This is a genomic window from Novosphingobium hassiacum (assembly GCF_014196055.1).
Classification (GTDB): Bacteria; Pseudomonadota; Alphaproteobacteria; order Sphingomonadales; family Sphingomonadaceae; genus Novosphingobium; species Novosphingobium hassiacum.
Genome location: NZ_JACICY010000002.1, coordinates 186,991 through 213,071 on the forward strand (window position 1 = coordinate 186,991; position 26,081 = coordinate 213,071).

Here is a 26,081-nt window from a genome sequence, read left to right on the forward strand (position 1 = left end):
CAAGCCATGTCGTTTACGCCGCCAACCGCCGACCAGATCCTGGCCATCAAGGTGAGCGCGGGCATCGACGACATTGCGCAGGCTGAGCGCTTCGCCGCCGCCACGCCCGACATGGTCGAGGCGATCGTCGAGGGCATCGGCGCGTTTGCCGCCGGCGAATGGGCGCCGCTGCATCGCGCGGGCGACCAGATCGGCGCGAAGTGGAAAGATGGCGTCGTCACCATGCCTCCGGGCTATGTCGCTGCGTACAAGGATTTCGTGGCCCAAGGGTGGGGTTCGATTGCCGGCCCTCAGGCGTTCGGCGGACAGGGCCTGCCCTTCACACTGGCAACCGCCGTGATGGAAACGCTGGGCGCGGCTAACATGGGCTTCACCCTGCTGCCGATCCTGACCGTCGGTGCGATCGAGGCGATCGACCATCACGGCAGCGATGCACAGAAGGCGCTCTATCTGCCCAAGCTGATCAGCGGCGAGTGGTCGGGCACGATGAACCTGACCGAGCCTCAGGCAGGCTCCGACGTCGGCGCGCTGCGCACCACTGCAACGCCGATCGTCGACGGCCCGCACGCTGGCAAGTACCGCATCGCAGGCACGAAGATTTACATCACGTTCGGCGAGCATGACGGGGCGGAAAACATCATCCACCTCGTGCTGGCGCGCACGCCGGGTGCGCCCGAAGGCTCGCGCGGGATATCGCTGTTCGTCGTGCCCAAGTTCCATCTCGATGCCGACGGCAATCCGGGCGAGCGCAACGATGTCCAATGCGTCTCGATCGAGCACAAGCTCGGCATCCACGCCTCGCCGACATGCGTGATGTCCTACGGCGACAACGCAGAATGCATCGGCGAGATGATCGGGCACGAGAACGGCGGCCTGCGCGCGATGTTTACGATGATGAATTCGGCGCGGATCAACGTCGGATCGCAGGGCGTGCAGATTGCCGAGCGTGCCTTGCAGCAGGCGAGCGCCTATGCCCGCGACCGAATTCAGTCCGCCCGCGCCGGATCGCCGGACAAGACCCCGGTGTCGATCGTGGAGCACCCCGACGTCCGCCGCATGCTGATGCGGATGCGCGCCTTGACCGAAGGCTCGCGCGCGCTGTTGTATTATACCGCCGGGCAGGTCGATCGCGGGACGCTGGGTGACGGCGCGGCGCAGATGCGCGCGGAACTGCTGGTGCCGATGCTCAAGGCCTGGGGCACCGACATCGGCTGCGAAGTCGCCAGCCTTGGCATCCAGGTTCACGGCGGCATGGGCTTTGTCGAGGAAACCGGCGCCGCGCAGCACTATCGCGACGCGCGGATCGCGCCGATCTATGAAGGCACCAACGGCATTCAGGCGGCCGATCTGGTGACGCGCAAGCTGGGTTACGAGAACGGCGGCGTATTGCAGGCGCTGATGGCCCAGATCGCAAGCGAGATGGAAGACGTCCCCGAGGTCGCGGCGCTGGCCAAGGACGCTGCGGCGATCGGCCAGTGGATGAGCACGACGGCCTCGCTCGATGACAAGCTGGCGGGTTCGGTGCCATTCACGACGATGTGTGCGGTGGCCGTGGCGGGCTGGCAACTCGGCCGGCAATCGCGCGCTTCCGGTTTGCACGCCAAGACGGCGGTCACGAAGTTCTTCAACCGGGTGATCGTGCCCGAGGCGCGCGGTCTGGGCTCGTCGGCGATGTCGGGCGCTGCGCTACTCTACGATCTCGACACGGACGCGCTGGTCGGATGAGCGAGGCGCTGCTTACGCGTATCGCCGAGGCGCTGGAGCGGATTGCTCCTGTACAAAGCCAAGCGGCCGACTGGCTGGCCTTTCCGGCCTATGTCTGGGACGGCAAGGGCGCGCGCGGGGTTGCACGGCTTGAAGCCCCTGCCCTCGATCTGATGCAAGGCATCGACAAGCAGAAGGTCGCCGTGGTCGAGAATGTCGCGCGCCTCGCTCGTGGGTCGGCGGCGCATGACATGCTGCTGTGGGGTGCGCGTGGCATGGGTAAATCGGCACTGCTGCGTGCGGCGACACTCTCCGCGCAGCACGCGTCGCCTGGTTCGATCGCGCTGGTTCAGGCGAGTCCCGACGCTGGCTTGGCCGATCTGTTCGCGACCTTGCGTGGGATCGACCGGCGCTTTCTCGTATTCCTCGACGATCTCGGTTTCGACGCGGGGGATTCGTCCGGCTCGCGTAAGTTGCGGTCGTGGCTCGAGGGCGGTGTCGAAGCGCGTCCTGCCAACGTGCGGCTGGCGGTGACATCGAATCGGCGGGCGATCGTTGAGCGACACCTGTCCGAACAGGACGATCCGATAAATCCCCGTGACGCGGTCGACGACCGGCTTGCGCTCGCAGACCGGTTCGGACTCAGCCTCGGCTTCCACAATTGCACGCAGGACGAGTATCTTGCGATTATTGCGGGCTATGCCGCCCACTACGGTCTTGCGTGGGACGAGGGCGATGGCCTCGAATGGTCCAAGCGACGCGGCGGGCGTTCGGGCCGCGTCGCCTGGCAATATGTGACCGAGCTGGCCGGGAGGGCCGGTCGCTCGCTCTAGTTCGTCGGTTTCACCAGATCCGATTCGGCATTGGGTTTCATGATGAATTTGCCCGTGCCCTTGGGCTGGGGTGGCGCCTGACGGGTCGGCAGCGGCGTGATCGCTGCGGCGGGTTGAGCGCCGGGCGCCGTCACCCGCCAGATCACTCCGCCGGTGTCATCGCTGACGAGCAATGCGCCATCCTTCGCAAAGGCAACCCACGTCGGACGACCGCGGGCATTTTCGTCATCGGTGAGGAAGCCGGTCAGTACCGGCACTGGCGGCTTCTTCAGGACATTGCCGCGATCGTCGAAGCCGACGAAGACGACATCGTAGCCCGAAAGCGGGCGGCGATTCCATGACCCGTGCCTCGCGATGAACGCGCCGCTGGCGAACTTTGCGCCCATGCGGTTGCCACCCTTGGAGAACGTCAGGCCAAGCGCCGCAACGTGTGCGCCGAGCCCGTATTCAGGCTTGCGCACGTATTCCATCAGGTACTGCGGCATCGGCGCTTCGACGCGCCAGTCGATGTTCTTCTTCCAGTACGCCCATGGCCAACCGTAGGCGGCGCCGAACGGAACGTTGGTCAGGTAATCCGGCACCAGGTCTGACCCTAGCATGTCGCGCTCGTTGACCGTGGTCCACAGCTCCTGGCTGTTGGGGTTCCAGTCGAGTCCGTTGGGATTGCGCAATCCGCTGGCGAATTCGCGCGCGCGCTTCTTGGTAAAGTCGTACTCATGGATGGCAGCGCGGCCCTTCTCAGCCTCGATACCGCCCTCGGCAATGTTCGAGGCTGAGCCGACCGTGACGTACAGAAGGTTGCCGTCGGGGCTGAGCAGGAGGTTGCGCGCCCAGTGATTGCCGCCGCCCGGCAGGTCCATCAGCTTTTCCGGCGTGCCCGAAAGCGTGGTCTGGCCCAGAGCATAAGGGAATGAGACTACCGCGTTGTGATTGGCGACGAGCAGGCGACCGTCGCGGAAAGCCATGCCGAACGGTGAATCGAGTGCGGGGTTTTCCATCACGAAACGCTGCTCGGCCGTGCCGTCGCCATTGGCATCGCGCAGCAGCACGATCTTGTTGGGCGACGTGCCGCCTGCCCCGACTTTCTTGAACAGGTAACCCATCACCATGCCGGTGATGCCGCCATCATCCTTGCGCGGTGGGGAGTTGGTTTCAGCGACCAGCACATCGCCGTTGGGCAGTGTGACGACGGTGCGTGGGTGATCGAGCTTGTCGGCAAAGCGCGTGACAACAAGTCCCTGCGCGGCGACGGGCGCCTCTCCGTCCTTCCACCCAATCGGGTCGGCTGTTTTGATCGTCGGTATCGTCTGCTCGTCCGGATCGGCGAGCTTGGGGCGAGTGCCGGTCGTGTCGGCCAGTGAATATTGCGCGGATGTGCCGTGGATCGACCACGCGATATAAGCCGCAATAATGGCGATGATCACGACGATCGCGATCAGGATTTTCTTGATGAGGTTCATGAGCTGGAACCTATGCACGCTGCGCCGCGAGGGCAATGGTTGCGTGCGAATGCAAATTGCGCCGTGCGACTTTTTGCCGTGCTTGCTATGGCCCTCAAGATGTTCAGCTTTGCCCCAACGCCCGGCCAATCGAAGGCCGACCTTCATGCCGATCTGACCGCAGCAGCGCTTGCCCTGACCGATGGCGAGCCTGACGCCGTCGCAAACATGGCCAACGTCGCGGCGCTGCTGTGGGAGTTTCTGCCGGACCTCAACTGGGCGGGATTCTACCGCATGGTCGCAGGCGAGCTGGTGCTCGGGCCGTTCATCGGCAAGCCCGCGTGCATCCGTATCCCGCTGGGCCAAGGGGTATGTGGCACGGCGGCACGGACCGCACAGACGCAACTGGTGGCCGATGTCCACGCGTTTCCGGGCCATATTGCCTGCGACGCCGCGAGCAGGTCGGAGCTGGTCGTGCCGGTGCTCCGCGATGGTACGGTGATTGCGGTGATCGATCTCGACAGCCCCTCCCCCGCACGGTTCGACGACGACGACGCGCGTGGGATCGAGACGCTGGCGCAGGCAATTGCCACGCGGATCTGATTTCGACCCGATTCGGGACAGCGCCAACTCTGGTGCGGTTGGAACCTTGGATTCCTGCGGGTTTGAATGGTAAGTTTGCGGTTAATCGATCGGCGCCATCTGTGCCGTGCCCCTGGGGGATACCGCAATGCCTCACCGCTCCACCGTTTCCGTGCTGACCAGCGCTGCGCTGCTGGCCGCTGCCCTGACCGCCGCTCCCGCGTTCGCCAAGGATCGTCACCCGCCAGTGCATGGCAACTGGCAGGGACAGTCCTATGGCGGCTATGGTCCTGGCCCCGTATATTACCCGCCTATGGTCGGCGCGCCGTGGCCGACGACGGTGATGGTGCAACCGGTCGACGGTGCCCCCGAGTACCCCGGTGGCCCGCAGGGCTATCAGCACTATCCGCAGCCCGATCCGCGCTGGAGCGAGATGGAAGAGCGCTGCCGTAAGGTCTATGGCGACAAGGGGATCGGCGGGGCGCTGCTCGGCGGTGTGATCGGTGGCGTTGTGGGTAATCGCGTGGCGGGCGGCAACCGCGTGCTGGGAACGGTCGCTGGCGCTGCGGTCGGCGCGGTCGCGGGAACAGCGATCGACAAGGCCGAGGACCGGGACTTGCGCCGTGAATGCGATGACTACGCGCGCTCGGTTCAGTATCAGCCTGCATATGGCTATCCCGGTGCCGGCGGTTATGCACCCTATGGCTATATGATGGTCCCGGTGATGGTGCCGAACCAGCAGCCCTGCACCGAGACAACGGTCGTGACCGAGCGCTGGGTAAGCGAACCTGTGCGTCATCGCTCGATCCCGCGCCGCAAGGAAAAGCGGATCAAGGAAAAGCGCGTTTATACGGGTTGATGCTCGGGTGTTTCACGTGAAACGGCCCGTCCTTAAAAAGGGCGGGCCGTTTTGCGTTGCCTGATCTGTGCGAGGGGAGATGTATTCAGAGCTTGCGGCCGATCAGTTCTTTCATGATTTCGTTGGTGCCGCCGAAGATGCGTGTCACACGCGCCGCGCGCCATGAGCGCGCAATGGCATATTCGTTCATGTAGCCAGCGCCGCCGTGCAGCTGCAGGCACTTGTCCATCACTTCCCACTGCAGTTCGGTGTGCCACAGCTTGGCAGCCGCGCCTTCTTCAGGCGTGAGTTCCTTCTTCAGGTGCCGTGCAAGCGCCCAGTCGAGATGCGCCCAACCCACCTGCAGCTTGGTCTTGAGATCGGCGAGCACAAAGCGCGTGTTCTGAAAATCAAGGATCGGTTTGCCGAAGGCCTTGCGGTCGCGGGTGAATTCGACGGTCTCGTCAAACGCTTTCTGGGCGGATGACTGTGCGCCTATCGCGATCGACAGGCGTTCCTGCGGCAATTCGCTCATCAGATAGATGAAGCCCTTGCCCTCTTCACCGAGGCAGTTGGTGATCGGCACGCGTACATCGTTGAAAAACAATTCGGAGGTGTCTGCCTCATCCATGCCGATCTTGTCGAGATTGCGGCCGCGCTGGAAGCCTTCGCTGTCGGCTTCGACGAGGACGATCGAAACACCTTTCCAGGCCGGCTCGATATCGGTGTCGGTCTTGCAGCAGACGAGCACGAGATCGGCGTTCTGGCCGTTGGTGATGTAGGTCTTCGACCCGTTGATCACGTAATGGTTGCCGTCCTTCTTCGCAGTAGTGCGCATGCCCTGAAGGTCGGAGCCGGTGCCCGGTTCGGTCATCGCGATTGCGGTGATGACCTCACCCGAGACCATCTTGGGAAGCCATTTCTGCTTCTGCTCCTCGGACCCGTAAGAGATCAGGTAGTTGACCACGATGTCCGACTGCAGCGAGAACCCGGTGGCGGCGCGCCCATAGTAGGAACTTTCCTCGTCGACGATCGCGTTGTAGCCAAAGTCGAGGCCCAGCCCACCGAACTCCTCGGGGACTGTCGGGCACAGCATGCCGAGTGCACCTGCCTTGGGCCAGATCGACTTGGGAACGATGCCCGCCTCGGCCCACTTGTCAGAATTGGGTGCAACCTCTTCGAGCAAGAAGCGCCTCACGGTCTGGCGGAAGGCTTCGTGATCTTCGTTATAGGCGGAGCGCGGGATTACATCGAGCGACATGGCCATTCTCTCCGGGTTTGTCTTGTTGCACGCAGCCTATGCGCGCAGACGCCTCCCGGTCAACGGCTATTTAATCGGATGATTAAGTCGCTAGAATTCCCCACCAGTCAGGCGCTGGCAGATCAGATCCAGCTGATCGAGGTTCTTGTAACGGATCGCCACCGCTCCGGTCGTCGGATCGGAATCGGCGGTGATTGTGACCTTGAGGCCGAGGAAGTCCTCGAGGTGCTGCTGGATCATCGCGATATCGGCCGCTCCGACCGGATCCTTGGCCGACCGCGCCTGACGCCGCACACCTTCGGGCCTGCTGGCCTTGCGTGCCAGTTTTTCGGCATCGCGGACAGACAGGCCCTGCCCCACGACCTCGCGCGCGAGCGCGACCGGATCGGGGGCGTTGATCAGCGCGCGCGCATGGCCCATGGACAGTTCGTCGCGCACGACCATGTCCAGCACTTCGTCGGGGAGCCCCAGCAGGCGCAGCATGTTGGCGACGTGGCTGCGCGACTTGTCGACGAACTTGGCAATTTCCTGCTGGGTTAGACCTTCGCTGTCGGCGAGACGCTGATAGGCGCGCGCTTCTTCGACGGGGTTGAGATCCTGACGCTGCAGATTTTCGATCAGTGCGAGGGCTGCCACTTCGCGATCGTCGAGCTTGCGCACGATCGCGGGAATTTCGTGGACTTGCGCCTTTTGCGCGGCACGCCAGCGGCGTTCGCCGGCGACGAGCTGATAGCGATTTCCACCCAGGGGCCGCACGATTACCGGTTGGATCACGCCGCGTGCGGCGATCGACTGGGCAAGTTCGTCGAGCGCTGCTTCATCGAAGTGGCGGCGCGGCTGTTCGGGGTGCGGCTCGATCGAGCCGACGGTGAGCATGGCAAGGCCGCCATCGCGTGATGTGGATGCATCGTCGCCCGAGACCGAGATGCGCGCGATCGGTTCTTCGCGACGGACTTCGCCCATCAGCGCTCCGAGGCCACGACCCAAACCGGTGCGACGCGGCGCGGCCTTCACTGCATCTTCGCTGCTCATGCCGCTATCCTCCGTTCGGGAAGGCGCGCAATCAACTCGCGCGCCAGCTTCATGTAGGCCTGCGAACCCGGGCAGGCATGATCGTAGATCAGCGCGGGCAAGCCATGGCTCGGTGCCTCGGACAGCCGCACGTTGCGCGGTATCACCGCTTCGAAAACCAAGTCGCGCAGGCATGAGCGAACGTCATCGGCGACCTGGTCCGTCAGGCGGTTGCGTCGGTCGAACATGGTCAACACGATCCCGAGAATGCCGAGATCGGCGTTGAACCGTTCCTGCACACGCTCGACCGTCTGCAGCAATTGGCTCAGGCCTTCGAGTGCAAAAAATTCGCACTGCAATGGCACGAGGATCGAGTCGGCTGCAGTCAGCGCATTGAGCGTGAGCAATCCCAACGAGGGCGGGCAATCTATCAGACAGATATCGTGACCGGTATCGCCGTTGAGGACCTTCCGGAGGCGATGGGTGCGGTCTTCGATCGTGACAAGTTCGACCTCCGCCCCGGACAAGTCGACCGTTGCCGGGACGAGATCAAGGCCCGGAATCCGCGTTGCCATCATGCAATCGGCAACCGATGCCTGATCGATCAGCAGATCATACGTCGACCGTTCGCGATCATTGGCCGATACGCCGATGCCGGTCGAACAATTGCCTTGCGGATCGAGGTCGATCAGCAGGGTCTTCCACCCCGTTGCCGCCAATGCGGTTGCAATGTTGATCGCCGTGGTGGTCTTGCCAACACCACCCTTCTGATTGGCTACCGCAATCGTGATCATCGACGTGTGCCTTTCGGGCGCGGTGTTCCAAGGAGGCTTCCGACAATGATACCCGCTGCTGGATCTGTCAGCGATTGTTCCACGTGGAACGTGTGACGCCATGATTCGGAGAGCATTGCCAGTTCATGCGGCGCTCCAGCCCCTTTCGGCAACAGCCACAGCGTGTCGGGTGTGGAAAAGCGCGCAGATACCGTGAGAAGTTTTTCGAGCGGGGCGAATGCGCGGGCAGAGATTACGGAGTAGACTTGAGTTTCTAGTTCTTCAACGCGTCCGTGGATCACGCGCACGTTGTCCAGGCTGAGTGCCGAGGCCGCGCGGCTAAGCCAGTCGGTGCGCAGGCGCCGCGAATCCACGACCGTCACTTGCCGCTCGGGTTGCAGCGCGGCGATGACCAGTCCAGGAAAGCCGGCACCCGTGCCCAAATCCAGCCACTCGCCACCGGGTAGTGTTTTACGTGGAACATGGAGCAACTGCGCCGAATCAACGATATGGCGCTGCCAGACATGCAGCAGTGTGCCTTGCGCAACAAGGTTCTGACGCGCGTTCTCTTCAAGCAACAGCGCCGCCAACTGGTCAAGGCGGCTAAGTACATCAGGGTCGATACCAAGCGTGGTCTTGAGCCAATCGCTCGCCTCGGCTTCGGTCGTAACAGTCATGCGCATTCCCGCTTGCGAGCGTGGACCAGCAAGTTCGCGAGAGCAGCGGGGGTTATGCCCGCGATGCGACCTGCGGCTGCGAGGCTCTCGGGCCGGGCGCGTTCCAGGCGCTCGACCATTTCGCGCGAGAGGCCAGGGATCGTGGCGAAGGGGAAATCATCGCCTAAGCGGACCGCATCAGACGCGCGCAAGTCGCGCAGCTCGGCGTCCTGCCGCGCGAGATATGGCGCGTAGGCCGCGTCTTCCTCAACCTCTTCGAGCAAGTCGGCTGCATAGTCGTGTGAACCCAGAAAGGGTTTGAGTGAGGCGAGATCGACTTCGGGAAAGCGCAACCATTCAGCGAGCGGGCGACGCGCGCCGTCGGGACGCACAGGCATTCCTGCTGTGATGAGCGCGCCTGACGTTGCATCGCTTGAAAGGCTTGCCGTGAGTTCGTCGCGCTGCTCTGCGCGGCGTTCGAACCACGAGCGACGCTCGGTGCCAACGCAACCGAGTGCGATGGCGGCGGGCGTCAGGCGGGTCGAGGCGTTGTTCGCGCGCAGCCGCAGGCGATATTCGGCACGGGCGGTGAGCATGCGATAGGGCTCGGTGACGCCGTGCAGCGTGAGGTCATCAACCATCACGGCCATGTAGGAATTGGCTCGGTCCAGCGCGGGGGCTTCGCAGTCAAGGACGGCGGCGGCGGCATGCATGCCAGCGACGAGGCCTTGCGCGGCGGCCTCTTCGTAGCCGGTGGTGCCGTTGATCTGCCCCGCGCAATAGAGGCCGGGGAGCGCCTTCACCTCTAGGCTGTGGCGCAAGGCGCGGGGGTCGATGTGATCGTATTCGACCGCGTAGCCTGGGGTGGTGATGACGGCTTGATCCAGACCCTCCATCGAGCGGACCATCGCTATCTGGATGTCGGTGGGGAGTGAGGTGGAAATACCGTTGGGATAGACGGCGGTGTCGTCGAGGCCCTCGGGCTCGAGGAACACCTGATGCCCGTCGCGGTCGCCGAAGCGGTGAATCTTGTCCTCGATCGAGGGGCAGTAGCGCGGACCTTGCGCATCGATCGCGCCGGTGAACAGCGGCGAACGATCGAGGCCGGTGCGGATGATGTCGTGTGTGCGCGCGTTGGTACGGGCGACGGCGCAGAACACTTGCGGTAGCGGGCGTGTCGGCGTGAGCGGAGACATCGTCCAGGGGTCGGCGTCGCTGGGCTGCTCGGGCAGGCGCGCCCAATCGATAGTGCGACCGTCGATACGTGGGGGTGTGCCGGTCTTGAGGCGCGCCATCGGGAGATCGGCGGCGCGCAGTTGCTTTGCGAGTTTGTGCGCAGCGCTCTCGTCGATGCGTCCGCCGTCCATGCACTCCTCGCCGCGAAACAGGCGTCCGCCAAGGAACGTGCCGGTGCACAGGATGACTGCCCTGCCCCGAAGCGCTGTGCCGTCGGCGAGATCAATACCGGTGACGGTACCGCGCTCGATGCGGAGCGCGGCAGCCTCTCCACCGATCACGGTCAAGTTCGGCTGGGTAGCAATCATGCGCTGGATCGCGGCGCGGAAACGCTTTCGATCGGCCTGGACGCGCGGCCCCTGAACCGCACTACCTTTTGAGCGATTAAGCATGCGATAGTGGATCGCGGCCTGATCCGCCGCGCGGGCAATGAGGCCGTCGAAGGCATCGACCTCGCGGACGAGGTGACCCTTGCCGAGGCCGCCGATCGCGGGATTGCAGCTCATCGCGCCTATCGTCGCGGGATCGAACGAGACGAGCGCGGTGCGCGCGCCCATGCGCGCGGCGACGGCGGCGGCTTCGACGCCGGCGTGTCCGCCGCCTACGACGATGATATCGAAGTCCTGCATGGCGGGTGCGATAGTGGAAATGGCGCTGCGGGTCAAAGCCGCCGATGTTTCACGTGGAACATCACTTGCCGATGCAGAAGCGACCGAACAGGGCGTCGAGCATATCCTCGGTGCCGGTCCGGCCGACAAGGGCGTCGAGGGCTCGGCGCGCGAGCCGCAGGTGTTCGGCAGCAAGGAGCGGGTCGTGCTGGATCTGGGCTTCCGTTAGCGCCTTTACGACGTCGGTCAGAAGCGCATGCTGACGGCGGTTCAGGGCGACAGAACCGGGAGCAGGTAGCGCGGCGCGGGCGTGGGAAAGCAATGCGTCGCGAAAAGAGATCATGCCCTCACCGGATTGTGCGGACAAACGGATCGCGCTGGCGGATTTGAGGAGTGCGTCGGGGCGGTCGATCTGCGCGGCGACTTCCAACAACGGAAGACCCGACGGTCCCTCCCCTTCGGGACCGAGCCAAAGGATCAAATCCGCGCGCTGTGCGGCGGCGCGGGCGCGGGCGATGCCGATGCGTTCGATCTCGCCCGCATGATCGTCGCGCAAACCGGCAGTGTCTACGAAGGTGAACGGGACGCCGTCGATCGCGACAGAGTGGGTCAGGACGTCTCGGGTCGTGCCCGGCTCGGCGGCGGTGATCGCGGCTTCGTGCTCGACCAGCGCGTTGAACAGCGTCGATTTTCCGGCATTGGGTGGCCCGGCGAGGACGACCCGGAAGCCTTCGCGCAAGGGTTCGGCGCGGGGGCGGGCAAGCCATTGACTGAGGCTCGCGGTTAGTGCGTCGCAGTCGGTGGCGAAGTTGGCGGGGAGCAAGCTCTCCCCCGCCCCGACATCGTCCTCATCGGAGAAATCGAGGGCGGCTTCGATCCGGGCGCTGAGCATCAGCAGCGCGCCGCGCCACGATTCGGCTTGGCGTGATAGCGTGCCTTCGGCCATCGCCAGTGCGGAGCGGCGCTGGAGTTCGGTCTCGGCGGTCAGGAGATCGGCGAGACCCTCGGCCTCGGCAAGATCGATGCGGCCGTTCGCGAAAGCGCGGCGGGTGAATTCGCCAGCCTCGGCGCGACGCAATCCGGGGAGCTTGCCGAGGGCGGCTTCGACCGCCGTAACCACAGCGCGGCCTCCGTGGAGGTGGAGTTCGGCGCTATCTTCGCCCGTTGCGGTGCCGGGTCCGGGCAGCCAGAGCACCATGGTGCGATCGAGCGGTGTTCCGTCCGCGGGATCGATCAGCGTTGCCAGCACCGCGCGTCGCGGCGGCGGTAGCTTGCCGGTCAGTGCGGATAGTGCGGGGCCTGCGTGTGCGCCACTGATGCGGATCACGGCGATGCCCGCAGGCGGCGGTCCGGAGGACAGGGCGAAGATCGTGTCGGTCACGCGCCCTGCCCTACACGATCGGATGCCTTGCGTCAGTCCTTCGGCTTCTTGCCGGAGAATGCGCCCATGCCGCCTTGTTCCATGAACTGCTGGAACATCTTGAGTCCCATTTCGCCCATCGGCGCGACCTGTTTGATGTAGCCCTGGAGTTGCTCGATGTTATTGACGCCTTGCATGGCCTTGGCGATGTTATCGACATAGACATCATTGGCCTTCGACACATCGGGCAGGCCGAGGAAGCGACGGGCTTCTTCGGGGGAACAATCGCACTCGACCGTGAATTTCATGACTGATGACTTTCGTGAAGCGGGTCCCGGCCCATGCGCGAGAATGTCATGCGTGCTTGGCAAAGTCCACGGGCAGGGCCAAACTCCTATTCGACCACGATAACCCAACGGCAGGATGAACGACATGGGCGAAAAAATCACGTTCGCAGCGCTTGATGGCAGCGCGGAGATTCCAGGGTACCTCGCCCAGCCCGAGGCTGGCGCCACCGCAGCGATCATCGTGGTCCCCGAGATTTTCGGGGTGAATGCAGGAATCCGACAGAAGTGCGAAGCATGGGCGGAGATGGGCTATGTCGCGCTGGCACCCGACATCTTCTGGCGGTTCGCGCCGGGTGTCGAACTCGATCCCGACGTGCCCGAACAGTTGCAGGAAGCGTTCGGCTATGCTGGCCAGTACGATCCAGAACTCGGCATTCAGGACATCGAGGCCGCGATCCGGTTCCTGCGCGGTCAGGATGGGGTCGGCAAGATCGGACTGGTCGGATTCTGTATGGGTGGCCGGATGGCCTACATGGCCGCGACGCGAACCGATATCGATGCGTCGGTCGGCTATTACGGCGTGATGATCGACCAGATGCTGGGTGAATCGCACGCCATTGCCAATCCGCTGCTGCTGCATATCCCCACCGCCGACCATTTTGTGGCGCCTGACGCGCAGAAAGCGATCCATGATGCGCTCGATGCTCATCCCAAAGTGACGCTGCACGATTACGAGGGGTTGGATCACGGCTTTGCCGCCGAGACGGGCAACCGCCGCGATGAGGCAGGGGCGGCGCTCGCTGATGGCCGTACGCGCGAATTCTTCGCGCATCATCTGGGATGATCTTCGCACGGCAGGGCAGTTGCGCCGGATCAATGCTGTCGCAACCGTCCTGCCCCACTTTGGTCGTGACGAACACTTGGGAGAAGCGGCATGAACCTCGGTCTGGCAGCATGGCATCGCTACATGCAGAGCAACGATCCGGCACAACTGGATCAACTTGTCGCCGACGATGCGGTGTTCCATTCTCCGGTTGTGCACACGCCGCAGGTGGGCCGCGAAAAGGTGCTGATGTACCTGACGGCGGCGGGCCAGGTCTTCGGCAACGGGACCTTTCGCTATGTCCGCGAGCTGGTCGATGGGCCCGAGGCCTGCCTTGAATTCGAGTGCGAGATGGACGGGATCGCGGTCAACGGGATCGACCTGATCCGCTTCGACCTTGAAGGGCGGATCGTCGATTTCAAGGTGATGGTGCGGCCGTTGAAGGCGATCAACAAGGTGTGGGAACTGATGGCGGTGCAGATGGAGAATACGTGAGGTGCCGCAGGCCTACCCCCTGCCCCTCCCGCAAGCGGGAGGGGGGAAGAAGCGGTGCAACAAAAAACCCCCGGTTGTGGCCGGGGGTTTTCAAGTATTTGAAATCGCTGAATAATCAGCCGTCGTAGTCGGCACCCAGCGAGGTGTTGCGAACCGGAGCAGCGGCAGTGATGCGCAAGGCTTCGGCCGACTGGGACAACGAGCCGATTTCATCGACTTCATCGTCATCGTCAGGCAGAACGCGCTGCAGCGACTGGATAAGGTTTTCCTTGAGCACTGTCGGGCGCACGGTTTCTTCGGCGATTTCGCGCAGGGCGACGACCGGGTTCTTGTCGCGATCGCGGTCGATCGTCAGTTCTGCGCCGCCGGAAATCGCGCGGGCACGCTCAGCCGCGAGCAGCACGAGATCGAAACGGTTGGGAATCTTGTCGACGCAATCTTCGACGGTAACGCGCGCCATCAGGGCACTCCGATATACTGGTAAAGACGGAAAGACCGGCAGCTAGGCCGCAGGTGTGGAAAAGTCAAGGAAATGAGGAGGTGCGCGCGGTCACCTACTCGTCATCCCCATAGGAGTTGGCGCGCATGTCGTCGGGCGCGAGGTCGGAGAAGCGGGTGATCTTGGCTTCGAAGCGCAGGCGGACCTTGCCGGTCGAGCCATGGCGCTGTTTGGCGACGATCAGTTCGGCGAGGCCGTAGACGCGTTCCATTTCGGCCTGCCAGGCAGCGTGGGCCTCCTGAGTCTTGGAATCGTCGCTGCCTTGGGGCACCTTGGGTTCGCGCGACATGACGTAGTAGTCCTCGCGGAAGACGAACCAGACCATGTCGGCGTCCTGCTCGATCGAGCCCGATTCGCGAAGGTCGGAAAGCATCGGGCGCTTGTCCTCGCGCTGCTCAACCGCACGGCTGAGCTGCGATAGCGCGATCACCGGAACCGAGAGCTCCTTGGCCAAGGTCTTGAGGCCACGCGAAATTTCCGAGATTTCGTTGACCCGGTTGTCGCTGGCGCGGCCCGAACCTTGCAGCAGCTGGAGGTAATCGACGACGATCAGGCCGATGTCGTGACGGCGTTTCAGGCGGCGGGCGCGGGCGCGCAGGGCACTGATCGTCAGCGCCGGGGTATCGTCGATAAACAGCGGCAGTTCGGCGAGTCGCTGGCTGGCGAAGGAGAGCTGCTGGAAATCCTCGCGACTGATTCGGCCCATGCGCAGCGCTTCGGAACTGATGCCAGACTGTTCGGCCAGGATACGTGTGGCGAGCTGGTCCGCGCTCATTTCCAGGCTGAAGAAGGCGACCCCCGCCCCGACCGAGTCCTTGAGTGCGATGCCATCTGCCTGATCGCGACGCAGGCGGTCGGCAGCGTTGAACGCGATATTGGTGACGAGCGACGTCTTGCCCATGCCGGGACGGCCAGCGAGGATGATAAGGTCCGAATCGTGGAGGCCGCCGATCTTCTCGTTGAGCGAGACAAGGCCGGTGGTCTTGCCCGAGATATGGCCGCCCGAAAGCAGCGCCTTCTCGATCATCTCGAGCGACGTGCGCGTTGCCGCGCCGAAACTTTGCGCCTCGTTGCCGGTCTGCGCGCCTTCGGCGACGGCATAGAGCGCGGCTTCGGCCTTTTCGACCTGTTCGAGCGGAGCAACCGAATCGCTGGTATCGAGCGCGCCTTCGACCAGATTGCGCCCGACGGTGATCAGTTCGCGCAGCAGGGCGAGATCGTAGACCTGTTCGGCCAGTTCGCGCGGGTTGAGCAGGCCTTGCCCGTCAGCGGTCAATCGCGCGAGATAGGCGGTGCCGCCCAGTTCCTTGAGGCCCTCGTCGGTTTCGAAATAGGGCTTGAGGGTGACCGGGGTAACCACCGCCTTGCGGTCGACAAGTGTCTGTATGCGTTCGTAAACGCGGCCATGGACGGCGGCGAAGAAATGGTCGGGCTTGAGCGGGGTCTGCAGTTCTTCGAGGATGCGGTTGTCGATCAGCACGGCCCCCAGAAACGCGGCCTCGGCCTCGACGTTGGAGGGCAGGGTGCGTATCTCGGAAGGTTCGCGGGACAGGATGGCTTCGCTGGCTGACATGGGCATGCTTGTGCCCGACGGCGGGGCTGGCGGCAATGCGGAGAGGGTGTGGATAGCGGGGACGGATCACCACATTCGTCATTCCCGCGAAGGCGGGAATGGATTTGTTCGATGGGCCGGATTCCCGCCTTTGCGGGAATGACGAAGGCAGTGATCGGAAGGACGAAGACAGGGGCGCGGTGGAATGACGAGCGAGAAGGCTTGCTCCTGCCCTGCCCGTCTGCAAGACAGGTTGCCCATGGCCGACCCGCGCATCTCGCATATCGAGCTGGACGAAGCGACGATCATCTGGCGCAATGCCGATATCGAGCAGGAACGGCGAATCGCGATCTTCGATCTGATCGAAGAGAACGCGTTCAAACCGCTGCGCGCGTTCGCGGCTGGGCATGATGGTCCTTACCGGCTGAAGCTTTCGGTCGAGGACGGACGGTTGATCCTGGCGATTGCCGATGATGCTGGCGAGCCGCTGGAGACGGTGATTCTCGGGCTCGGACGGTTCCGCCGGCCGATTCGGGAATATTTCGCGATTTGCGACAGTTACTACCAGGCGATTCGCAAGGCTTCGGCAAACGAGATCGAGACGATCGACATGGCGCGGCGCGGCGTCCACAACGATGCGGCCGATATGCTGCTTGAGCGGCTGGACGGCAAGATCGAGACCGATTTCCCGACCGCGCGACGCCTCTTTACCCTGATCTGCGTGCTGCATATCAGGGGCTGACACAATTCTCGGGGCGCACAATTTTCACTATGGCGAAGAAACCAACTCCCGCGCGCAGGCGTGTGCTGGCGGCGCTGCTGCTGGTGGCAGTGGTGGCGGCGGGCCTTGGCTGGTGGAAGGCGCGAACGTGGCTGCCCGATCGCGAGGACTATCCGGTTCAGGGCGTGTGGTTGAGCGATGATGACGGCGCGGTCGACTGGCGGCTGCTGCGCGCGGCGGGCGCGGACTTTGTTTATCTGACGGCGAGCGAGGGCACGGGAACGCGCGATTCGCGGTTTGCCGAGAATCTGGAAGCGGCGCGGGCACGCGGGATGCAGGTGGGCGCGGTCCACGCCTATGACCTGTGCGCTCCGGCGGATGCACAGGCGGCGAACTTCGTGACGGTGGTGCCGCGCGACAAGGACTTGCTGCCACCGGCGATCGCACTCGATATTGATTCGCGCACCTGCCCCGAAGCACCGGGCGAGGCGCAGATGCAAAGCGAGCTGACGACGTTTCTCAATCAGGTGGAAAGGCACGCCGAAAAGCCGGCAATCCTGATGGTGTCGCGCGGGCTGGAAAAGCGCTATCATCTGGCCGCTATGATCGACCGCAACATCTGGGTTTCCCAAGATTATCTGGAGCCGGGCTATGCCGGACGGCCATGGGTGATGTGGACCGCGACCGACAGGCTGCGGTTGAACGCTGCCCGCGGGCCTTTGCGCTGGGTGGTGGTGCAGCCATGAGCGATATGCTGGCAGAGCGACGCGAGGCGCTGATCGCGGCGGCACGGACCGCGATGGACACCGCCTATGCGCCCTACTCCGGGTTCCTTGTCGGCGCGGCATTGCTGTTCGAGGATGGCGCGATCGTGACTGGCGCCAACACCGAGAACGCGAGCTACGGGCTGTCGTTGTGTGCAGAGACGGTGGCCTGCGCGATCGCCACGCATGCCGGACGGCGCGGCGGCTTGATCGCGGTGGCTGTGCTGGGTGGCGCCGGCGGACGGACGGGCGCGGCAATCACGCCGTGCGGGCGCTGCCGGCAGGTGTTGCATGAACTGGCGGCGCTGGGCGGAACGGATCCGTTGGTGCTGGGCGTGGGCGAACATGAGGTGGTGGAAACGCGCCTGTCGGTGCTATTGCCCAACGCATTCGGGCCATCCAACCTGTTTTAGATTTCTTCGGGGGAGCACCTTTGGCCATACTTTCCGACAAGTGGATTCGCGAGCGCGCGCTGGCCGACAGGATGATCGAGCCGTTCGTAGAGAACCAGAAGCGCGACGGGTGCATCAGCTATGGGCTATCGTCCTACGGCTATGACGCGCGGGTGGCAGACGAGTTCAAGATCTTCACCAACGTCAATTCGGCGGTGGTGGACCCGAAGAACTTCGACGGGGACAGCCTGGTCGATCGCAAGACCGATTGCTGCGTGATTCCGCCCAATTCGTTCGCGCTGGCCCGGACGGTCGAGTACTTTCGTATTCCGCGCGATGTACTGGTGATCTGCCTGGGCAAGAGCACGTATGCGCGCTGCGGGATCATCGTGAATGTCACGCCGCTCGAGCCCGGCTGGGAGGGCCACGTGACGTTGGAGTTTTCGAACACCACCCCGCTGCCTGCCAAGATCTATGCCAACGAGGGCGCGTGCCAGTTCCTGTTCTTGCAGGGCAACGAGCCGTGCGAGGTCAGCTATGCCGACCGCGCGGGGAAATACATGGGTCAGCGCGGGGTTACGCTTCCGAAGCTTTAACCGCACGCTTGAAACCGGTTGCAATCGTCTGCGACTTCGTCGAGCCTCTTGCCGATAACAGAACAGGCGGAGTGGGTGATGGACAAGTCGGGGCGGCCCTATGACATCGTGGTTTATGGGGCGACGGGGTTTACCGGGCGGTTGGTGGCCGAATATCTGGCGCGCCACTACGGTCAGGAAGGCCCCCACTGGGCGATGGCGGGGCGCAGCGCGGCGAAGCTCGCCGAAGTGCGGGCGCTGATCGGTGCGCCCAAGAACACGCCGCTGATCGTGGCCGATATTGCCGATCCGAACAGCCTCGCCGCGATGGCGCAGCAGACGCGCGTCGTGCTGACGACGGTCGGGCCGTACCAGCTTTATGGCGAACCAGTGCTCGAGGCATGCATTGCGGCGGGCACCGACTATGCCGACTTGTGCGGCGAGCCGGTGTGGATGCGGCAGATGATCGACAAGCATGGCACGGCGGCGGAGCAATCGGGCGCGCGGATCTGCTTTTCATCGGGCTTCGATTCGATCCCGTTCGATCTGGGCGTGCTGATGCTGCAGAAGGAGGCAGTGGCGCGGTTCGGTCGCCCTGCCCCGCGGGTCAAAGGACGCGTGCGCGGGATGAAGGGCGGCGCTTCGGGTGGCACTGCGGCGAGCCTCAAGGCGACGCTCGCCGCGATGGGCAAGGACCCTTCGCTGATCCCGCTGATGCAGAGCGCTTTCTGCCTGACGCCGGGGTTCGAAGGCCCCGAGCAGCCTTCGGGCAATGCGGTTCAGCACGATGATGCATTGGGTAGCTGGGAAGCGCCGTTCATCATGGCGGCGATCAACACCAAGAACGTTCACCGCACCAATGCGCTGCTCGGCCATCCGTGGGGCACGGACTTTGTCTATGACGAGATGGTGCTGACCGGACCCGGCGATCAGGGCAAGGCGGTCGCCGAGCATATGGCCAAGACGCCGATGATCGGTCGTCCGGACGATCCGGTGCCGGGCGAAGGCCCGTCGAAAGAAGAGCGCGAGACAGGGTTCTACGACGTGCTGTTCGTCGGCGAAATGCCCGATGGGCAGACGATCCACTATGGCGTCAAGGGCCGCTACGATCCCGGCTATGGCTCGACCAGCCGGATGTTGAGCGAAACCGGAATTGCGCTGCTTTCCAGCAATGCAGCGGGTGGCATCGGCACGCCCGGCGCGATTCTGGGAGAGGCGCTTGTGGCAAGGTTGCGGGCCCACGCCGAGCTCACGTTCAGCGTGGAAGCCTGAGCAGGGCACGGAACCCGCCGACCGAATTGGGATACATGGTCGGCGGTCTGGACATCAGGGTCTGAGCGCAGGCTCAGGCGGCGGCCGCATAGGCATCGACTTCCGCAGCAATCAGGATGTCGGCGAGCATCCAGTAAGCCTCGCCCCAGGCATCTAGCACTTCATCGGTGGCAACGTCGGAACCAAGCACGTCGCGGATCGCGGGTAGCAGGGCCGCAGCGACCAGCGGATAGTGTTCGGCCTTTACGCCCGTTTCGACATGGCGAGCGACCATGCGCTGCACGGCGGGGCCGAGGTTGTCCAGTTTGTCGATGTTTTTGGCGTAAGCGAGAATGGCGCCCGCCAGACGGCGCGGTTGTTCGCCGCTTTCCTGCGCTGCGCGATCAAACATCGCGGCCACTTCGGGGTTCTGGAACAGCCGCGCATACATGGCGGTGGTGATTGCCAACCCGTGCTTTTCCAGCGCCGGGGCCGTGGATTTTACGATTGAGCGGGCGTGTTCGGAAGCGATGCGCATGGGGCTCTCCAATCCAGTAATTAAAATACCGGTATTTATATTACTTGATTTAGGCAAGCGGAAATTCGACATAGCTGAGCATGCAACTCACCCAGCATACTGACTTCGGCCTGCGCCTGTTGATCGTGCTCGCGCGCAAGGACGCGCCGGTTTCGCTGCCCGCGTTCTCGGCCGAGCAGGGCTTGAGCTATCATCACGTTGCCAAAGTGGCCCAAGCACTGGTGCAGGAGGGTTTCGCCCGGTCTCAGCGCGGGCGTAGCGGCGGTATTGCACTGGCGCGGGCCGCCCAGGACATTCGGGTGGGCGAGGTCGTTCGCGCGATGGAGCGCGGGATGCGGCTGGCCGACTGCGCCCGTTGCGCGCTCAAGGCCGACTGCGCGTTGAGCGGCGTTCTTGCCGAAGCGCTCGACGCGTTTCTCGCGGTGCTCGACCGCTATTCGCTGGCTGACGTTTCGCGCGAAGGGGTTCCGGCTTTCGCGCCGTGGAGCATCCTGCCCCCCTCGCCCGGCTGCGGAGCTATGGCGCCTTCCTGAGTGCGGTGACGCAGGCGGCGCGGTCGACTTCGCGACCGTCGCTGCGGCGTGCGTCGACATATGTCGCGGTGGGGCGCGGGTTGCCGGGTTGCGGGTAGAGGTAGATGTCGAGGATGCAGGCGGTGCCGGTCCACTGCAACTTGCGCGCGTCGTCTTCGATCACGTCGAGCCGGGGGGCGCCGAACTGGCGACCCAGCTGAGCCACGTCGGCTCCGATCACGTTTTCAAGGCCGGGGATCATCTGGACTTGTGCCGGTGGTCTGGCGACCGGGCCAGGGCGCGGAACGGTTGTGCGGACGGGAGGTCCCGATGGTCTGACCGGGGCGGAGCTGCGCGGGATCGCACCTCCTCCAGCGCACGACGCAAGGAACAGGGCGGAGAGCGCGACGGCGCAGTTTGCACGGATGGTTGGCACGGATGCGGGGATGGAGCGCCCTGCCCGCGCGGTCAACGTCTGCCCTCGCACTTTGTCGCGTAACGCTGGCGTTCCGGCGCTTGCCGCAGTGGTGCGATGCCGCTAGGTCCGCCCGGAATTTGCGGAAATGGAGCCAGCCAGACAATGTCCGACCCGATCTACGACGTCATCGCCATCGGCAACGCCATTGTCGACGTGATGGCCCCTTGCGAGGATTCGGAAATCGAGTCGCTGGGACTGGCCAAGGGCGGCATGACGCTGGTGGACACCGACCGCGCGCGCGAATTGTACGATGCGATGGGGCCAGCGCGTGAGATTTCGGGCGGATCGGCAGCCAATACGCTGGCCGGTCTTGCCGCGCTCGGCGCGAAGTGCGCGTTCATCGGGCAAGTTGCCGATGATCAGCTGGGCGAAGTGTTCGCGCATGACATCCGCGCAGGCGGGATTGCATTCGATACCGCGGCACGCGCGGGCGACCCGCCGACGGCGCGCTGCCTGATCTTCGTGACGCCCGATGGCCAGCGGACGATGAACACGTTCCTTGGCGCGTCGCAGTTCCTGCCTGCCGATGCGATGGACGATGCGACGATCGCCTCGGCCAAGGTTCTGTACCTCGAAGGCTATCTGTGGGACCCCGAAGAGCCGCGCAAGGCCATGCGTCGCGCGATTGCTGCTGCGCGCAATGCAGGGCGCAAGGTTGCGTTCACGCTGTCGGATGCGTTCGTGATCTCGCGCTATGGCGACGATTTTCGTGCGCTGATCGACGCCGGGCAGATCGACATCCTGTTTGCCAACGAGCATGAACTGGCCGCGCTGACGGGAATCGAGGACTTCGACGCAGGTCTGGCGCAAGTCGCCGCCAAGGTGCCGACGGTGGTCGTGACGCGCAGCGAGAACGGCGCACACGCGGTGAGCGGCGGCGAACATGCACAGGTTCCGGCCGAGCCGATCGCCAAGGTCGTCGATACGACCGGAGCAGGCGATCTGTTCGCAGCGGGCTTCCTGTTCGGCCACGTGCGTGGGCGCCCACTGGCAGAATGCCTGACTTTGGGTGCGGTCTGTGCGGCCGAGATCATCTCGCACTATGGCGCGCGACCCGAAGCGGACCTGGCTGAGCTGGTTGCCGCGCGGCTGGGCTGATCATATCGTAAAAATGATTACCCGGCGCGGCCGCTACCCCTGCTGGATATAGACCCGCATGGCGTCGGCTTCGGCTTCGACCTTGTCGATGCGGTGTTTGACCAGATCGCCGATCGAGACGAACGCGACCATCTCGCCGTTTTCGACGACCGGCAAGTGGCGGAAGCGGCGTTCGGTCATCAGCGAGAGTGCTGCCAGCACGGTCATCTGTGGCGAGATCGTGACGACGGGCGCGGTCATCATTTCGCGCACTTTCATGTGCAGCGCGGCCTCGCCGTGCTTGTGCAGGCAGCGCATCATGTCGCGTTCGGAGAAGATGCCGGCGACCGCGCTCTGCCCGTCGCGTACCGGGAGCGCGCCGATGCGGTGCCGGGCGAGCATATCGACCGCGTCGGACACGTTGTCGTCGGCGTTGCAGCTCCACACTTCGCCGCGACCGGCAATGACCTGGGCAATCGTCATGGCATCCTCCATCTTGGTTTCCGGTGCCCTGTCCTTTGCGAACCTTTGACTCCGGCAATCTCCTGAAGAGGATCATGCCATCGAAAGGCGCGTGACGAAAGCACCTCTTGCAAGCAGCGTTGCCAGCCCGATATGCGAGTCGCAAAGGACATGCGATGACCCGCCCCTCCCCGCTTGATGACCCGCTTAACGCCAGCTTCGCCTGGGCGCGCTACCGTATGTTGCTGAAATGGATGGCATTGTTCATCGCAGTGGTAGTGATTGCGGTGCTGGGGTTGCTGTACTGGATGGTCGGGTTCGTTTCGATCCACCTGTATATCGCGACGACGCTGGGGCTGGGCTGCGCGATGCTGCTGATGGCGGCGCTGATGGGGCTCGTGTTCCTGTCGAGCGGGACGGGCCACGATGAATCGATCGAAGACCCGGTTTCGGACGATTAGAGCTCGCTGAGTTCATACCAGACGGCTCGTCATTGCGAGCGGAGCGAAGCAATCAAGAACGTCTGCGTGCGGAACTCTGGCTTGCTACGTCGCTACGCTCCTCGCAATCACGAAGCATATTGAGGTCATGACGGTCTCGGTTGAGGTTTGGGACCGGGCGTCCTATCTAGGGGGCATGTCCGAAACCATGATCTCGCTCGCCCCCAGCGCCGCCAAGCGCATCGCCACGATTGCCGCCAAGCAGGGCACACCTGCGATCCTGCGGCTGTCGGTCGAAGGTGGCGGGTGTTCTGGCTTTCAGTACAAGTTCGGCCTCGCCGACGCGCCTGAAGCCGATGATACGGTGACCGAGACCGATGGCGTGCGGCTGGTAGTCGATGAGGTCAGCCTCGGGCTGCTTGAGGGCAGTGTGGTCGAATATGTCGAATCGCTGGGCGGTGCGGCGTTCCGGGTGAGCAATCCCCAAGCCGCATCGGGTTGCGGGTGCGGGTCCAGCTTCGCGATATGATCAAGGTCGCCTCGTTTAACATCAACGGGATCAAGGCGCGTTTGCCCCGACTACTCGAATGGCTCGAGGAAACGCGGCCGAGCGTCGCGTGCCTGCAAGAGATCAAGACGCAGGACGAGGGCTTTCCCGCCGCCGAGTTCGAAAAGATCGGATATCACGCGATCTGGCACGGGCAGAAGGGCTTCAACGGAGTCGCGATTCTGGCCGATGGGGTGCAGCCGGTTGAGGTGCAGCGCGGGCTGGCGGGCGATCCCGAGGACGAGCATTCGCGCTATCTTGAGGCTGATGTCTACGGGTTGCGCGTGGTGTGCATCTACTTGCCCAATGGAAATCCGCAGCCGGGGCCGAAGTTCGACTACAAGCTGCGCTGGATGGAGCGGTTGCGCACGCGCATGACCGAGCTTGCTGCGCAGGAACTGCCGACAGTGGTGATCGGCGATTACAACGTCATTCCCGAAGACAAGGACACGTTTTCGGTGCGGGCGATGGCTAGCGACGCGTTGATGCAGCCCGAATCGCGCGATGCGTACCGGCGGCTGCTCAATGATGGATGGACCGATGCGCTCGACCTGTTCAACCCACAGGGCGGGGTGTGGACGTTCTGGGACTATCAGGCGGGCGCGTGGCAGCGCGATCACGGCTTCCGCATCGATCACGCGCTGCTCTCGCCCGATCTTGCCGACAGGCTGATTTCGTCGGGTGTCGACAAGGCATACCGCGGCCGGGAAAAGGCCAGCGATCATGCGCCGATGTGGGTGACGCTCAAAGCCTGAACGCGACACTGTGCCAAGGGTCACTGCAGGTTCATGCAAGGTGGTGCAGGGCAGTGCCAACACCATCAATTGCAAAGAGATGCGTCATGGGCCTGTTCAAGCCTGATTTTTTCCGTTCGCTGGCCTTCGGGCTGGTCATGGGCACCGCTGCGATGGCGATGTCTGCAGGGATCAGTGCGTCGGCAACACCTGACGTTTCGGTACAGCAGGTTTCGCGCTGATGAAGCGCCGGACCATTGCCGCGTTGACGGCGTTTGCGATTGCCGTGGCTGCATGCCAGCAACCGGCGCTGGCCGAGGGTACGATGGCGACGCCCGCAGCGGCGGTGCAGGCCAATGAGACGCCGGGTAGCAAGGTCGCGGTGTTTGCTGGCGGATGCTTCTGGGGCATCGAGGCGGTGTTCAGCCATCTCAAGGGCGTGAGCAGCGTGGTCTCGGGCTATCACGGCGGTTCCAAGCGGGATGCGCGGTACGAGACGGTAAGTGACGGTAATACCGGCCATGCCGAGGCGGTGCGCGTGACCTACGATCCGGCGGTGATCCGCTACGACCAGTTGTTGCGCGTGTTCTTTGCAGTGGGAGCCAACCCCACACAGTTGAACTTCCAAGGGCCGGACCACGGCACGCAGTACCGCAACGCGTTGGTCCCGACGGACAAGGAACAGGCGCGGGTTGCAGCGGGTTACCTGGCGCAGTTGAAGCGGCTCAACCTGTGGAAGAAGCCGATCGTGACCGCGGTCGAGCCTTATGGCGCGTTTTTCCCTGCAGAGGCCTACCATCAGGACTTCATGCTGAAGAACCCCGAGCATGGTTACATCCGGCAGTGGGATGCGCCGAAGGTGCGCGCGCTCAAGACAATGTTTCCCGATCTTTACAAGACCAGCTTCACGCGCAACTGATTTGCGTGAATGGCCCAGCGTGCCTATCTATGGCACATGGCATTGCACCATCACCACGATTCAGCTGGCGAGAAACTGACCCAAGCCGCGCGCGACGTATTGGTCGACGCGGGTGAGCAGTGGACGCAGATGCGTGCCGACGTGTTCGAGGTGCTGGCTGCGCGTGACAGGCCGGGTTCGGCCTATGATATCGCCGAAAGCGTCGGCACGCTGCGTGGCAAACGCGTGGCGGCCAATTCGGTCTACCGGATACTCGACCTGTTCGTGCGCACCAATCTGGCGCGCCGGGTCGAAAGCGCCAACGCTTATGTCGCCAATAGCCACCCGGGTTGCCGCCACGACTGCATATTCCTGATCTGTGATGTGTGCGGCGCGGCGGTGCATATCGATGACGACAAGCTGACCGGGGCGCTTCGCCGGGCGGCGCAAGATGCCGGTTTCGCCGAAGTGCGGCCCGTCGTTGAAATTCGCGGCCATTGCTCGGAATGTGCCAGCGGCGAGCAGTGAAATGCAGTGGCGATTCGCGCGGCCCAATCGGCTATTTGCGCTCGCGGTGGCCATAGCTTCGGGATGAAGCCGCAGGGTAGCGCCACCGATTCGTGGGCCGGGCAGGTTCATGTGTGGATGCAGTCCGAGGGCTTGCTCAGGTCAAACCCCCGCAACAGGCTTTCGCCCAAGGGGGCAGGCCATCGCTGCATGATCGGGTTCGACACC

Annotated in this window: 32 protein-coding genes; 19 read left to right on the plus strand and 13 right to left on the minus strand. The window is 63.7% G+C overall.

All coding sequences use genetic code 11. The annotated features are described in order from the left end of the window. The first annotated feature begins 6 nt into the window (after positions 1-6). Entirely contained in the window at positions 7-1,725 is a 1,719-nt protein-coding gene (locus tag GGQ88_RS05590; protein WP_183612147.1) for an acyl-CoA dehydrogenase family protein, read from the plus strand. After that, a complete protein-coding gene (locus GGQ88_RS05595) occupies positions 1,722-2,537 on the plus strand; it encodes an ATP-binding protein (protein WP_183612148.1) in 816 nt (271 codons plus the stop codon). The genes GGQ88_RS05590 and GGQ88_RS05595 overlap by 4 nt, the downstream gene beginning before the upstream one ends. Here the strand turns inward: GGQ88_RS05595 and GGQ88_RS05600 are convergent. Further along, a complete protein-coding gene (locus GGQ88_RS05600; protein ID WP_183612149.1) occupies positions 2,534-3,997 on the minus strand; it encodes a PQQ-dependent sugar dehydrogenase in 1,464 nt (487 codons plus the stop codon). The genes GGQ88_RS05595 and GGQ88_RS05600 overlap by 4 nt on opposite strands. A gap of 99 nt (positions 3,998-4,096) precedes the next feature. Between GGQ88_RS05600 and GGQ88_RS05605 the strand changes: the two genes are divergently transcribed. Both GGQ88_RS05605 and GGQ88_RS05610 read left to right on the plus strand, forming a co-directional pair. Next, on the plus strand, positions 4,097-4,579 hold the full coding sequence (locus tag GGQ88_RS05605) for a GAF domain-containing protein (protein ID WP_183612459.1): 483 nt from the start codon (positions 4,097-4,099) through the stop codon (positions 4,577-4,579). 127 nt (positions 4,580-4,706) lie between these two features. Further along, complete coding sequence (locus GGQ88_RS05610) at positions 4,707-5,417, plus strand: glycine zipper 2TM domain-containing protein (RefSeq protein ID WP_183612150.1); 711 nt, start codon at positions 4,707-4,709, stop codon at positions 5,415-5,417. Positions 5,418-5,502: 85 nt separating this feature from the next. On the opposite strand, the gene GGQ88_RS05615 is transcribed toward GGQ88_RS05610, so the two are convergent. From GGQ88_RS05615 to GGQ88_RS05645, 7 genes are all read right to left on the minus strand, one after another. Next, complete coding sequence (locus GGQ88_RS05615) at positions 5,503-6,657, minus strand: acyl-CoA dehydrogenase family protein (protein WP_183612151.1); 1,155 nt, start codon at positions 6,655-6,657, stop codon at positions 5,503-5,505. Between the two features lie 90 nt (positions 6,658-6,747). Then, positions 6,748-7,689, minus strand: coding sequence for a ParB/RepB/Spo0J family partition protein (locus GGQ88_RS05620; RefSeq protein ID WP_183612152.1), 942 nt, complete (start codon positions 7,687-7,689; stop codon positions 6,748-6,750). Beyond that, the gene (locus GGQ88_RS05625) at positions 7,686-8,462 is read right to left on the minus strand and encodes a ParA family protein (protein ID WP_183612153.1); all 777 of its coding nucleotides are present in this window, start codon (positions 8,460-8,462) and stop codon (positions 7,686-7,688) included. Before GGQ88_RS05625 ends, GGQ88_RS05620 begins: the two co-directional genes overlap by 4 nt. Beyond that, on the minus strand, positions 8,459-9,118 hold the full coding sequence (rsmG, locus tag GGQ88_RS05630; protein ID WP_183612154.1) for a 16S rRNA (guanine(527)-N(7))-methyltransferase RsmG: 660 nt from the start codon (positions 9,116-9,118) through the stop codon (positions 8,459-8,461). Before rsmG ends, GGQ88_RS05625 begins: the two co-directional genes overlap by 4 nt. Continuing rightward, a complete protein-coding gene (mnmG, locus tag GGQ88_RS05635) occupies positions 9,115-10,962 on the minus strand; it encodes a tRNA uridine-5-carboxymethylaminomethyl(34) synthesis enzyme MnmG (protein ID WP_183612155.1) in 1,848 nt (615 codons plus the stop codon). Before mnmG ends, rsmG begins: the two co-directional genes overlap by 4 nt. Positions 10,963-11,023: 61 nt before the next feature. After that, a complete protein-coding gene (mnmE, locus tag GGQ88_RS05640; RefSeq protein WP_183612156.1) occupies positions 11,024-12,322 on the minus strand; it encodes a tRNA uridine-5-carboxymethylaminomethyl(34) synthesis GTPase MnmE in 1,299 nt (432 codons plus the stop codon). A 32-nt stretch (positions 12,323-12,354) separates the two neighbouring features. After that, a complete protein-coding gene (locus tag GGQ88_RS05645) occupies positions 12,355-12,609 on the minus strand; it encodes a DUF6489 family protein (RefSeq protein ID WP_183612460.1) in 255 nt (84 codons plus the stop codon). A gap of 124 nt (positions 12,610-12,733) precedes the next feature. Between GGQ88_RS05645 and GGQ88_RS05650 the strand changes: the two genes are divergently transcribed. Both GGQ88_RS05650 and GGQ88_RS05655 read left to right on the plus strand, forming a co-directional pair. Further along, positions 12,734-13,432: a dienelactone hydrolase family protein gene (locus GGQ88_RS05650; protein ID WP_183612157.1), complete on the plus strand. Its 699-nt coding sequence runs from the start codon at positions 12,734-12,736 to the stop codon at positions 13,430-13,432. A gap of 90 nt (positions 13,433-13,522) precedes the next feature. After that, positions 13,523-13,906: a nuclear transport factor 2 family protein gene (locus GGQ88_RS05655; RefSeq protein WP_183612158.1), complete on the plus strand. Its 384-nt coding sequence runs from the start codon at positions 13,523-13,525 to the stop codon at positions 13,904-13,906. A 115-nt stretch (positions 13,907-14,021) separates the two neighbouring features. Here GGQ88_RS05655 and rpoZ read toward each other — a convergent pair whose 3' ends face one another. Both rpoZ and GGQ88_RS05665 read right to left on the minus strand, forming a co-directional pair. Then, complete coding sequence (gene rpoZ / locus GGQ88_RS05660) at positions 14,022-14,366, minus strand: DNA-directed RNA polymerase subunit omega (protein ID WP_183612159.1); 345 nt, start codon at positions 14,364-14,366, stop codon at positions 14,022-14,024. 94 nt (positions 14,367-14,460) lie between these two features. Continuing rightward, positions 14,461-15,978: a replicative DNA helicase gene (locus tag GGQ88_RS05665; RefSeq protein WP_183612160.1), complete on the minus strand. Its 1,518-nt coding sequence runs from the start codon at positions 15,976-15,978 to the stop codon at positions 14,461-14,463. 238 nt (positions 15,979-16,216) lie between these two features. Here GGQ88_RS05665 and GGQ88_RS05670 point away from each other — a divergent pair, with 238 nt between their 5' ends. The 5 genes from GGQ88_RS05670 (at position 16,217) to GGQ88_RS05690 (ending at position 19,681) form a co-directional block, all read left to right on the plus strand. Next, positions 16,217-16,699: a UPF0262 family protein gene (locus tag GGQ88_RS05670; protein ID WP_183612161.1), complete on the plus strand. Its 483-nt coding sequence runs from the start codon at positions 16,217-16,219 to the stop codon at positions 16,697-16,699. A 29-nt stretch (positions 16,700-16,728) separates the two neighbouring features. Then, the gene (locus GGQ88_RS05675; protein WP_183612162.1) at positions 16,729-17,424 is read left to right on the plus strand and encodes a glycoside hydrolase family 25 protein; all 696 of its coding nucleotides are present in this window, start codon (positions 16,729-16,731) and stop codon (positions 17,422-17,424) included. Beyond that, positions 17,421-17,855: a cytidine deaminase gene (locus GGQ88_RS05680; RefSeq protein ID WP_183612163.1), complete on the plus strand. Its 435-nt coding sequence runs from the start codon at positions 17,421-17,423 to the stop codon at positions 17,853-17,855. The genes GGQ88_RS05675 and GGQ88_RS05680 overlap by 4 nt, the downstream gene beginning before the upstream one ends. Before the next feature lie 20 nt (positions 17,856-17,875). Next, positions 17,876-18,430, plus strand: coding sequence for a dCTP deaminase (dcd, locus tag GGQ88_RS05685; RefSeq protein ID WP_183612164.1), 555 nt, complete (start codon positions 17,876-17,878; stop codon positions 18,428-18,430). Positions 18,431-18,508: 78 nt separating this feature from the next. Continuing rightward, positions 18,509-19,681, plus strand: coding sequence for a saccharopine dehydrogenase family protein (locus GGQ88_RS05690; RefSeq protein ID WP_183612461.1), 1,173 nt, complete (start codon positions 18,509-18,511; stop codon positions 19,679-19,681). 73 nt (positions 19,682-19,754) lie between these two features. Here GGQ88_RS05690 and GGQ88_RS05695 read toward each other — a convergent pair whose 3' ends face one another. Beyond that, the gene (locus GGQ88_RS05695) at positions 19,755-20,198 is read right to left on the minus strand and encodes a globin domain-containing protein (RefSeq protein ID WP_183612165.1); all 444 of its coding nucleotides are present in this window, start codon (positions 20,196-20,198) and stop codon (positions 19,755-19,757) included. A gap of 80 nt (positions 20,199-20,278) precedes the next feature. Here GGQ88_RS05695 and GGQ88_RS05700 point away from each other — a divergent pair, with 80 nt between their 5' ends. Beyond that, positions 20,279-20,731, plus strand: a complete 453-nt coding sequence (locus tag GGQ88_RS05700) for an RrF2 family transcriptional regulator (protein WP_183612166.1) — start codon at positions 20,279-20,281, stop codon at positions 20,729-20,731. Here GGQ88_RS05700 and GGQ88_RS05705 read toward each other — a convergent pair. Beyond that, positions 20,715-20,972, minus strand: a complete 258-nt coding sequence (locus GGQ88_RS05705; RefSeq protein ID WP_343057101.1) for a hypothetical protein — start codon at positions 20,970-20,972, stop codon at positions 20,715-20,717. The genes GGQ88_RS05700 and GGQ88_RS05705 overlap by 17 nt on opposite strands. Positions 20,973-21,290: 318 nt before the next feature. Here GGQ88_RS05705 and GGQ88_RS05710 point away from each other — a divergent pair, with 318 nt between their 5' ends. Beyond that, complete coding sequence (locus GGQ88_RS05710; protein WP_183612167.1) at positions 21,291-22,286, plus strand: adenosine kinase; 996 nt, start codon at positions 21,291-21,293, stop codon at positions 22,284-22,286. A 33-nt stretch (positions 22,287-22,319) separates the two neighbouring features. Here GGQ88_RS05710 and GGQ88_RS05715 read toward each other — a convergent pair whose 3' ends face one another. Next, positions 22,320-22,748: a CBS domain-containing protein gene (locus GGQ88_RS05715; protein ID WP_183612168.1), complete on the minus strand. Its 429-nt coding sequence runs from the start codon at positions 22,746-22,748 to the stop codon at positions 22,320-22,322. 155 nt (positions 22,749-22,903) lie between these two features. Here GGQ88_RS05715 and GGQ88_RS05720 point away from each other — a divergent pair, with 155 nt between their 5' ends. The 6 genes from GGQ88_RS05720 (at position 22,904) to GGQ88_RS05740 (ending at position 25,874) form a co-directional block, all read left to right on the plus strand. After that, the gene (locus GGQ88_RS05720; protein ID WP_183612169.1) at positions 22,904-23,188 is read left to right on the plus strand and encodes a hypothetical protein; all 285 of its coding nucleotides are present in this window, start codon (positions 22,904-22,906) and stop codon (positions 23,186-23,188) included. A 175-nt stretch (positions 23,189-23,363) separates the two neighbouring features. After that, positions 23,364-23,696, plus strand: a complete 333-nt coding sequence (locus GGQ88_RS05725) for a HesB/IscA family protein (RefSeq protein ID WP_183612170.1) — start codon at positions 23,364-23,366, stop codon at positions 23,694-23,696. Next, positions 23,693-24,469: an exodeoxyribonuclease III gene (xth, locus tag GGQ88_RS05730; protein ID WP_183612171.1), complete on the plus strand. Its 777-nt coding sequence runs from the start codon at positions 23,693-23,695 to the stop codon at positions 24,467-24,469. The genes GGQ88_RS05725 and xth overlap by 4 nt, the downstream gene beginning before the upstream one ends. 86 nt (positions 24,470-24,555) lie before the next feature. After that, positions 24,556-24,690, plus strand: a complete 135-nt coding sequence (locus GGQ88_RS21520) for a hypothetical protein (protein WP_281372385.1) — start codon at positions 24,556-24,558, stop codon at positions 24,688-24,690. Beyond that, entirely contained in the window at positions 24,690-25,367 is a 678-nt protein-coding gene (msrA, locus tag GGQ88_RS05735) for a peptide-methionine (S)-S-oxide reductase MsrA (protein WP_183612172.1), read from the plus strand. Before GGQ88_RS21520 ends, msrA begins: the two co-directional genes overlap by 1 nt. A gap of 36 nt (positions 25,368-25,403) precedes the next feature. Continuing rightward, on the plus strand, positions 25,404-25,874 hold the full coding sequence (locus GGQ88_RS05740) for a Fur family transcriptional regulator (protein ID WP_183612173.1): 471 nt from the start codon (positions 25,404-25,406) through the stop codon (positions 25,872-25,874). Positions 25,875-26,081: the final 207 nt, after the last annotated feature.

Excerpts from the sequence above, each read along its gene's own strand:
- GGQ88_RS05590 (WP_183612147.1), top strand. The coding sequence starts at position 7 with ATGTCGTTTACGCCGCCAACCGCCGACCAGATCCTGGCCATCAAGGTG.
- GGQ88_RS05595 (WP_183612148.1), top strand. The coding sequence starts at position 1,722 with ATGAGCGAGGCGCTGCTTACGCGTATCGCCGAGGCGCTGGAGCGGATT.
- GGQ88_RS05600 (WP_183612149.1), bottom strand. The coding sequence starts at position 3,997 with ATGAACCTCATCAAGAAAATCCTGATCGCGATCGTCGTGATCATCGCC.
- GGQ88_RS05605 (WP_183612459.1), top strand. The coding sequence starts at position 4,097 with ATGTTCAGCTTTGCCCCAACGCCCGGCCAATCGAAGGCCGACCTTCAT.
- GGQ88_RS05610 (WP_183612150.1), top strand. The coding sequence starts at position 4,707 with ATGCCTCACCGCTCCACCGTTTCCGTGCTGACCAGCGCTGCGCTGCTG.
- GGQ88_RS05615 (WP_183612151.1), bottom strand. The coding sequence starts at position 6,657 with ATGTCGCTCGATGTAATCCCGCGCTCCGCCTATAACGAAGATCACGAA.
- GGQ88_RS05620 (WP_183612152.1), bottom strand. The coding sequence starts at position 7,689 with ATGAGCAGCGAAGATGCAGTGAAGGCCGCGCCGCGTCGCACCGGTTTG.
- GGQ88_RS05625 (WP_183612153.1), bottom strand. The coding sequence starts at position 8,462 with ATGATCACGATTGCGGTAGCCAATCAGAAGGGTGGTGTTGGCAAGACC.
- rsmG (WP_183612154.1), bottom strand. The coding sequence starts at position 9,118 with ATGACTGTTACGACCGAAGCCGAGGCGAGCGATTGGCTCAAGACCACG.
- mnmG (WP_183612155.1), bottom strand. The coding sequence starts at position 10,962 with ATGCAGGACTTCGATATCATCGTCGTAGGCGGCGGACACGCCGGCGTC.
- GGQ88_RS05645 (WP_183612460.1), bottom strand. The coding sequence starts at position 12,609 with ATGAAATTCACGGTCGAGTGCGATTGTTCCCCCGAAGAAGCCCGTCGC.
- GGQ88_RS05650 (WP_183612157.1), top strand. The coding sequence starts at position 12,734 with ATGGGCGAAAAAATCACGTTCGCAGCGCTTGATGGCAGCGCGGAGATT.
- GGQ88_RS05655 (WP_183612158.1), top strand. The coding sequence starts at position 13,523 with ATGAACCTCGGTCTGGCAGCATGGCATCGCTACATGCAGAGCAACGAT.
- rpoZ (WP_183612159.1), bottom strand. The coding sequence starts at position 14,366 with ATGGCGCGCGTTACCGTCGAAGATTGCGTCGACAAGATTCCCAACCGT.
- GGQ88_RS05665 (WP_183612160.1), bottom strand. The coding sequence starts at position 15,978 with ATGTCAGCCAGCGAAGCCATCCTGTCCCGCGAACCTTCCGAGATACGC.
- GGQ88_RS05670 (WP_183612161.1), top strand. The coding sequence starts at position 16,217 with ATGGCCGACCCGCGCATCTCGCATATCGAGCTGGACGAAGCGACGATC.
- GGQ88_RS05675 (WP_183612162.1), top strand. The coding sequence starts at position 16,729 with ATGGCGAAGAAACCAACTCCCGCGCGCAGGCGTGTGCTGGCGGCGCTG.
- GGQ88_RS05680 (WP_183612163.1), top strand. The coding sequence starts at position 17,421 with ATGAGCGATATGCTGGCAGAGCGACGCGAGGCGCTGATCGCGGCGGCA.
- GGQ88_RS05690 (WP_183612461.1), top strand. The coding sequence starts at position 18,509 with ATGGACAAGTCGGGGCGGCCCTATGACATCGTGGTTTATGGGGCGACG.
- GGQ88_RS05695 (WP_183612165.1), bottom strand. The coding sequence starts at position 20,198 with ATGCGCATCGCTTCCGAACACGCCCGCTCAATCGTAAAATCCACGGCC.
- GGQ88_RS05700 (WP_183612166.1), top strand. The coding sequence starts at position 20,279 with ATGCAACTCACCCAGCATACTGACTTCGGCCTGCGCCTGTTGATCGTG.
- GGQ88_RS05705 (WP_343057101.1), bottom strand. The coding sequence starts at position 20,972 with ATGATCCCCGGCCTTGAAAACGTGATCGGAGCCGACGTGGCTCAGCTG.
- GGQ88_RS05710 (WP_183612167.1), top strand. The coding sequence starts at position 21,291 with ATGTCCGACCCGATCTACGACGTCATCGCCATCGGCAACGCCATTGTC.
- GGQ88_RS05715 (WP_183612168.1), bottom strand. The coding sequence starts at position 22,748 with ATGACGATTGCCCAGGTCATTGCCGGTCGCGGCGAAGTGTGGAGCTGC.
- GGQ88_RS05720 (WP_183612169.1), top strand. The coding sequence starts at position 22,904 with ATGACCCGCCCCTCCCCGCTTGATGACCCGCTTAACGCCAGCTTCGCC.
- GGQ88_RS05725 (WP_183612170.1), top strand. The coding sequence starts at position 23,364 with ATGTCCGAAACCATGATCTCGCTCGCCCCCAGCGCCGCCAAGCGCATC.
- xth (WP_183612171.1), top strand. The coding sequence starts at position 23,693 with ATGATCAAGGTCGCCTCGTTTAACATCAACGGGATCAAGGCGCGTTTG.
- GGQ88_RS21520 (WP_281372385.1), top strand. The coding sequence starts at position 24,556 with ATGGGCCTGTTCAAGCCTGATTTTTTCCGTTCGCTGGCCTTCGGGCTG.
- msrA (WP_183612172.1), top strand. The coding sequence starts at position 24,690 with ATGAAGCGCCGGACCATTGCCGCGTTGACGGCGTTTGCGATTGCCGTG.
- GGQ88_RS05740 (WP_183612173.1), top strand. The coding sequence starts at position 25,404 with ATGGCATTGCACCATCACCACGATTCAGCTGGCGAGAAACTGACCCAA.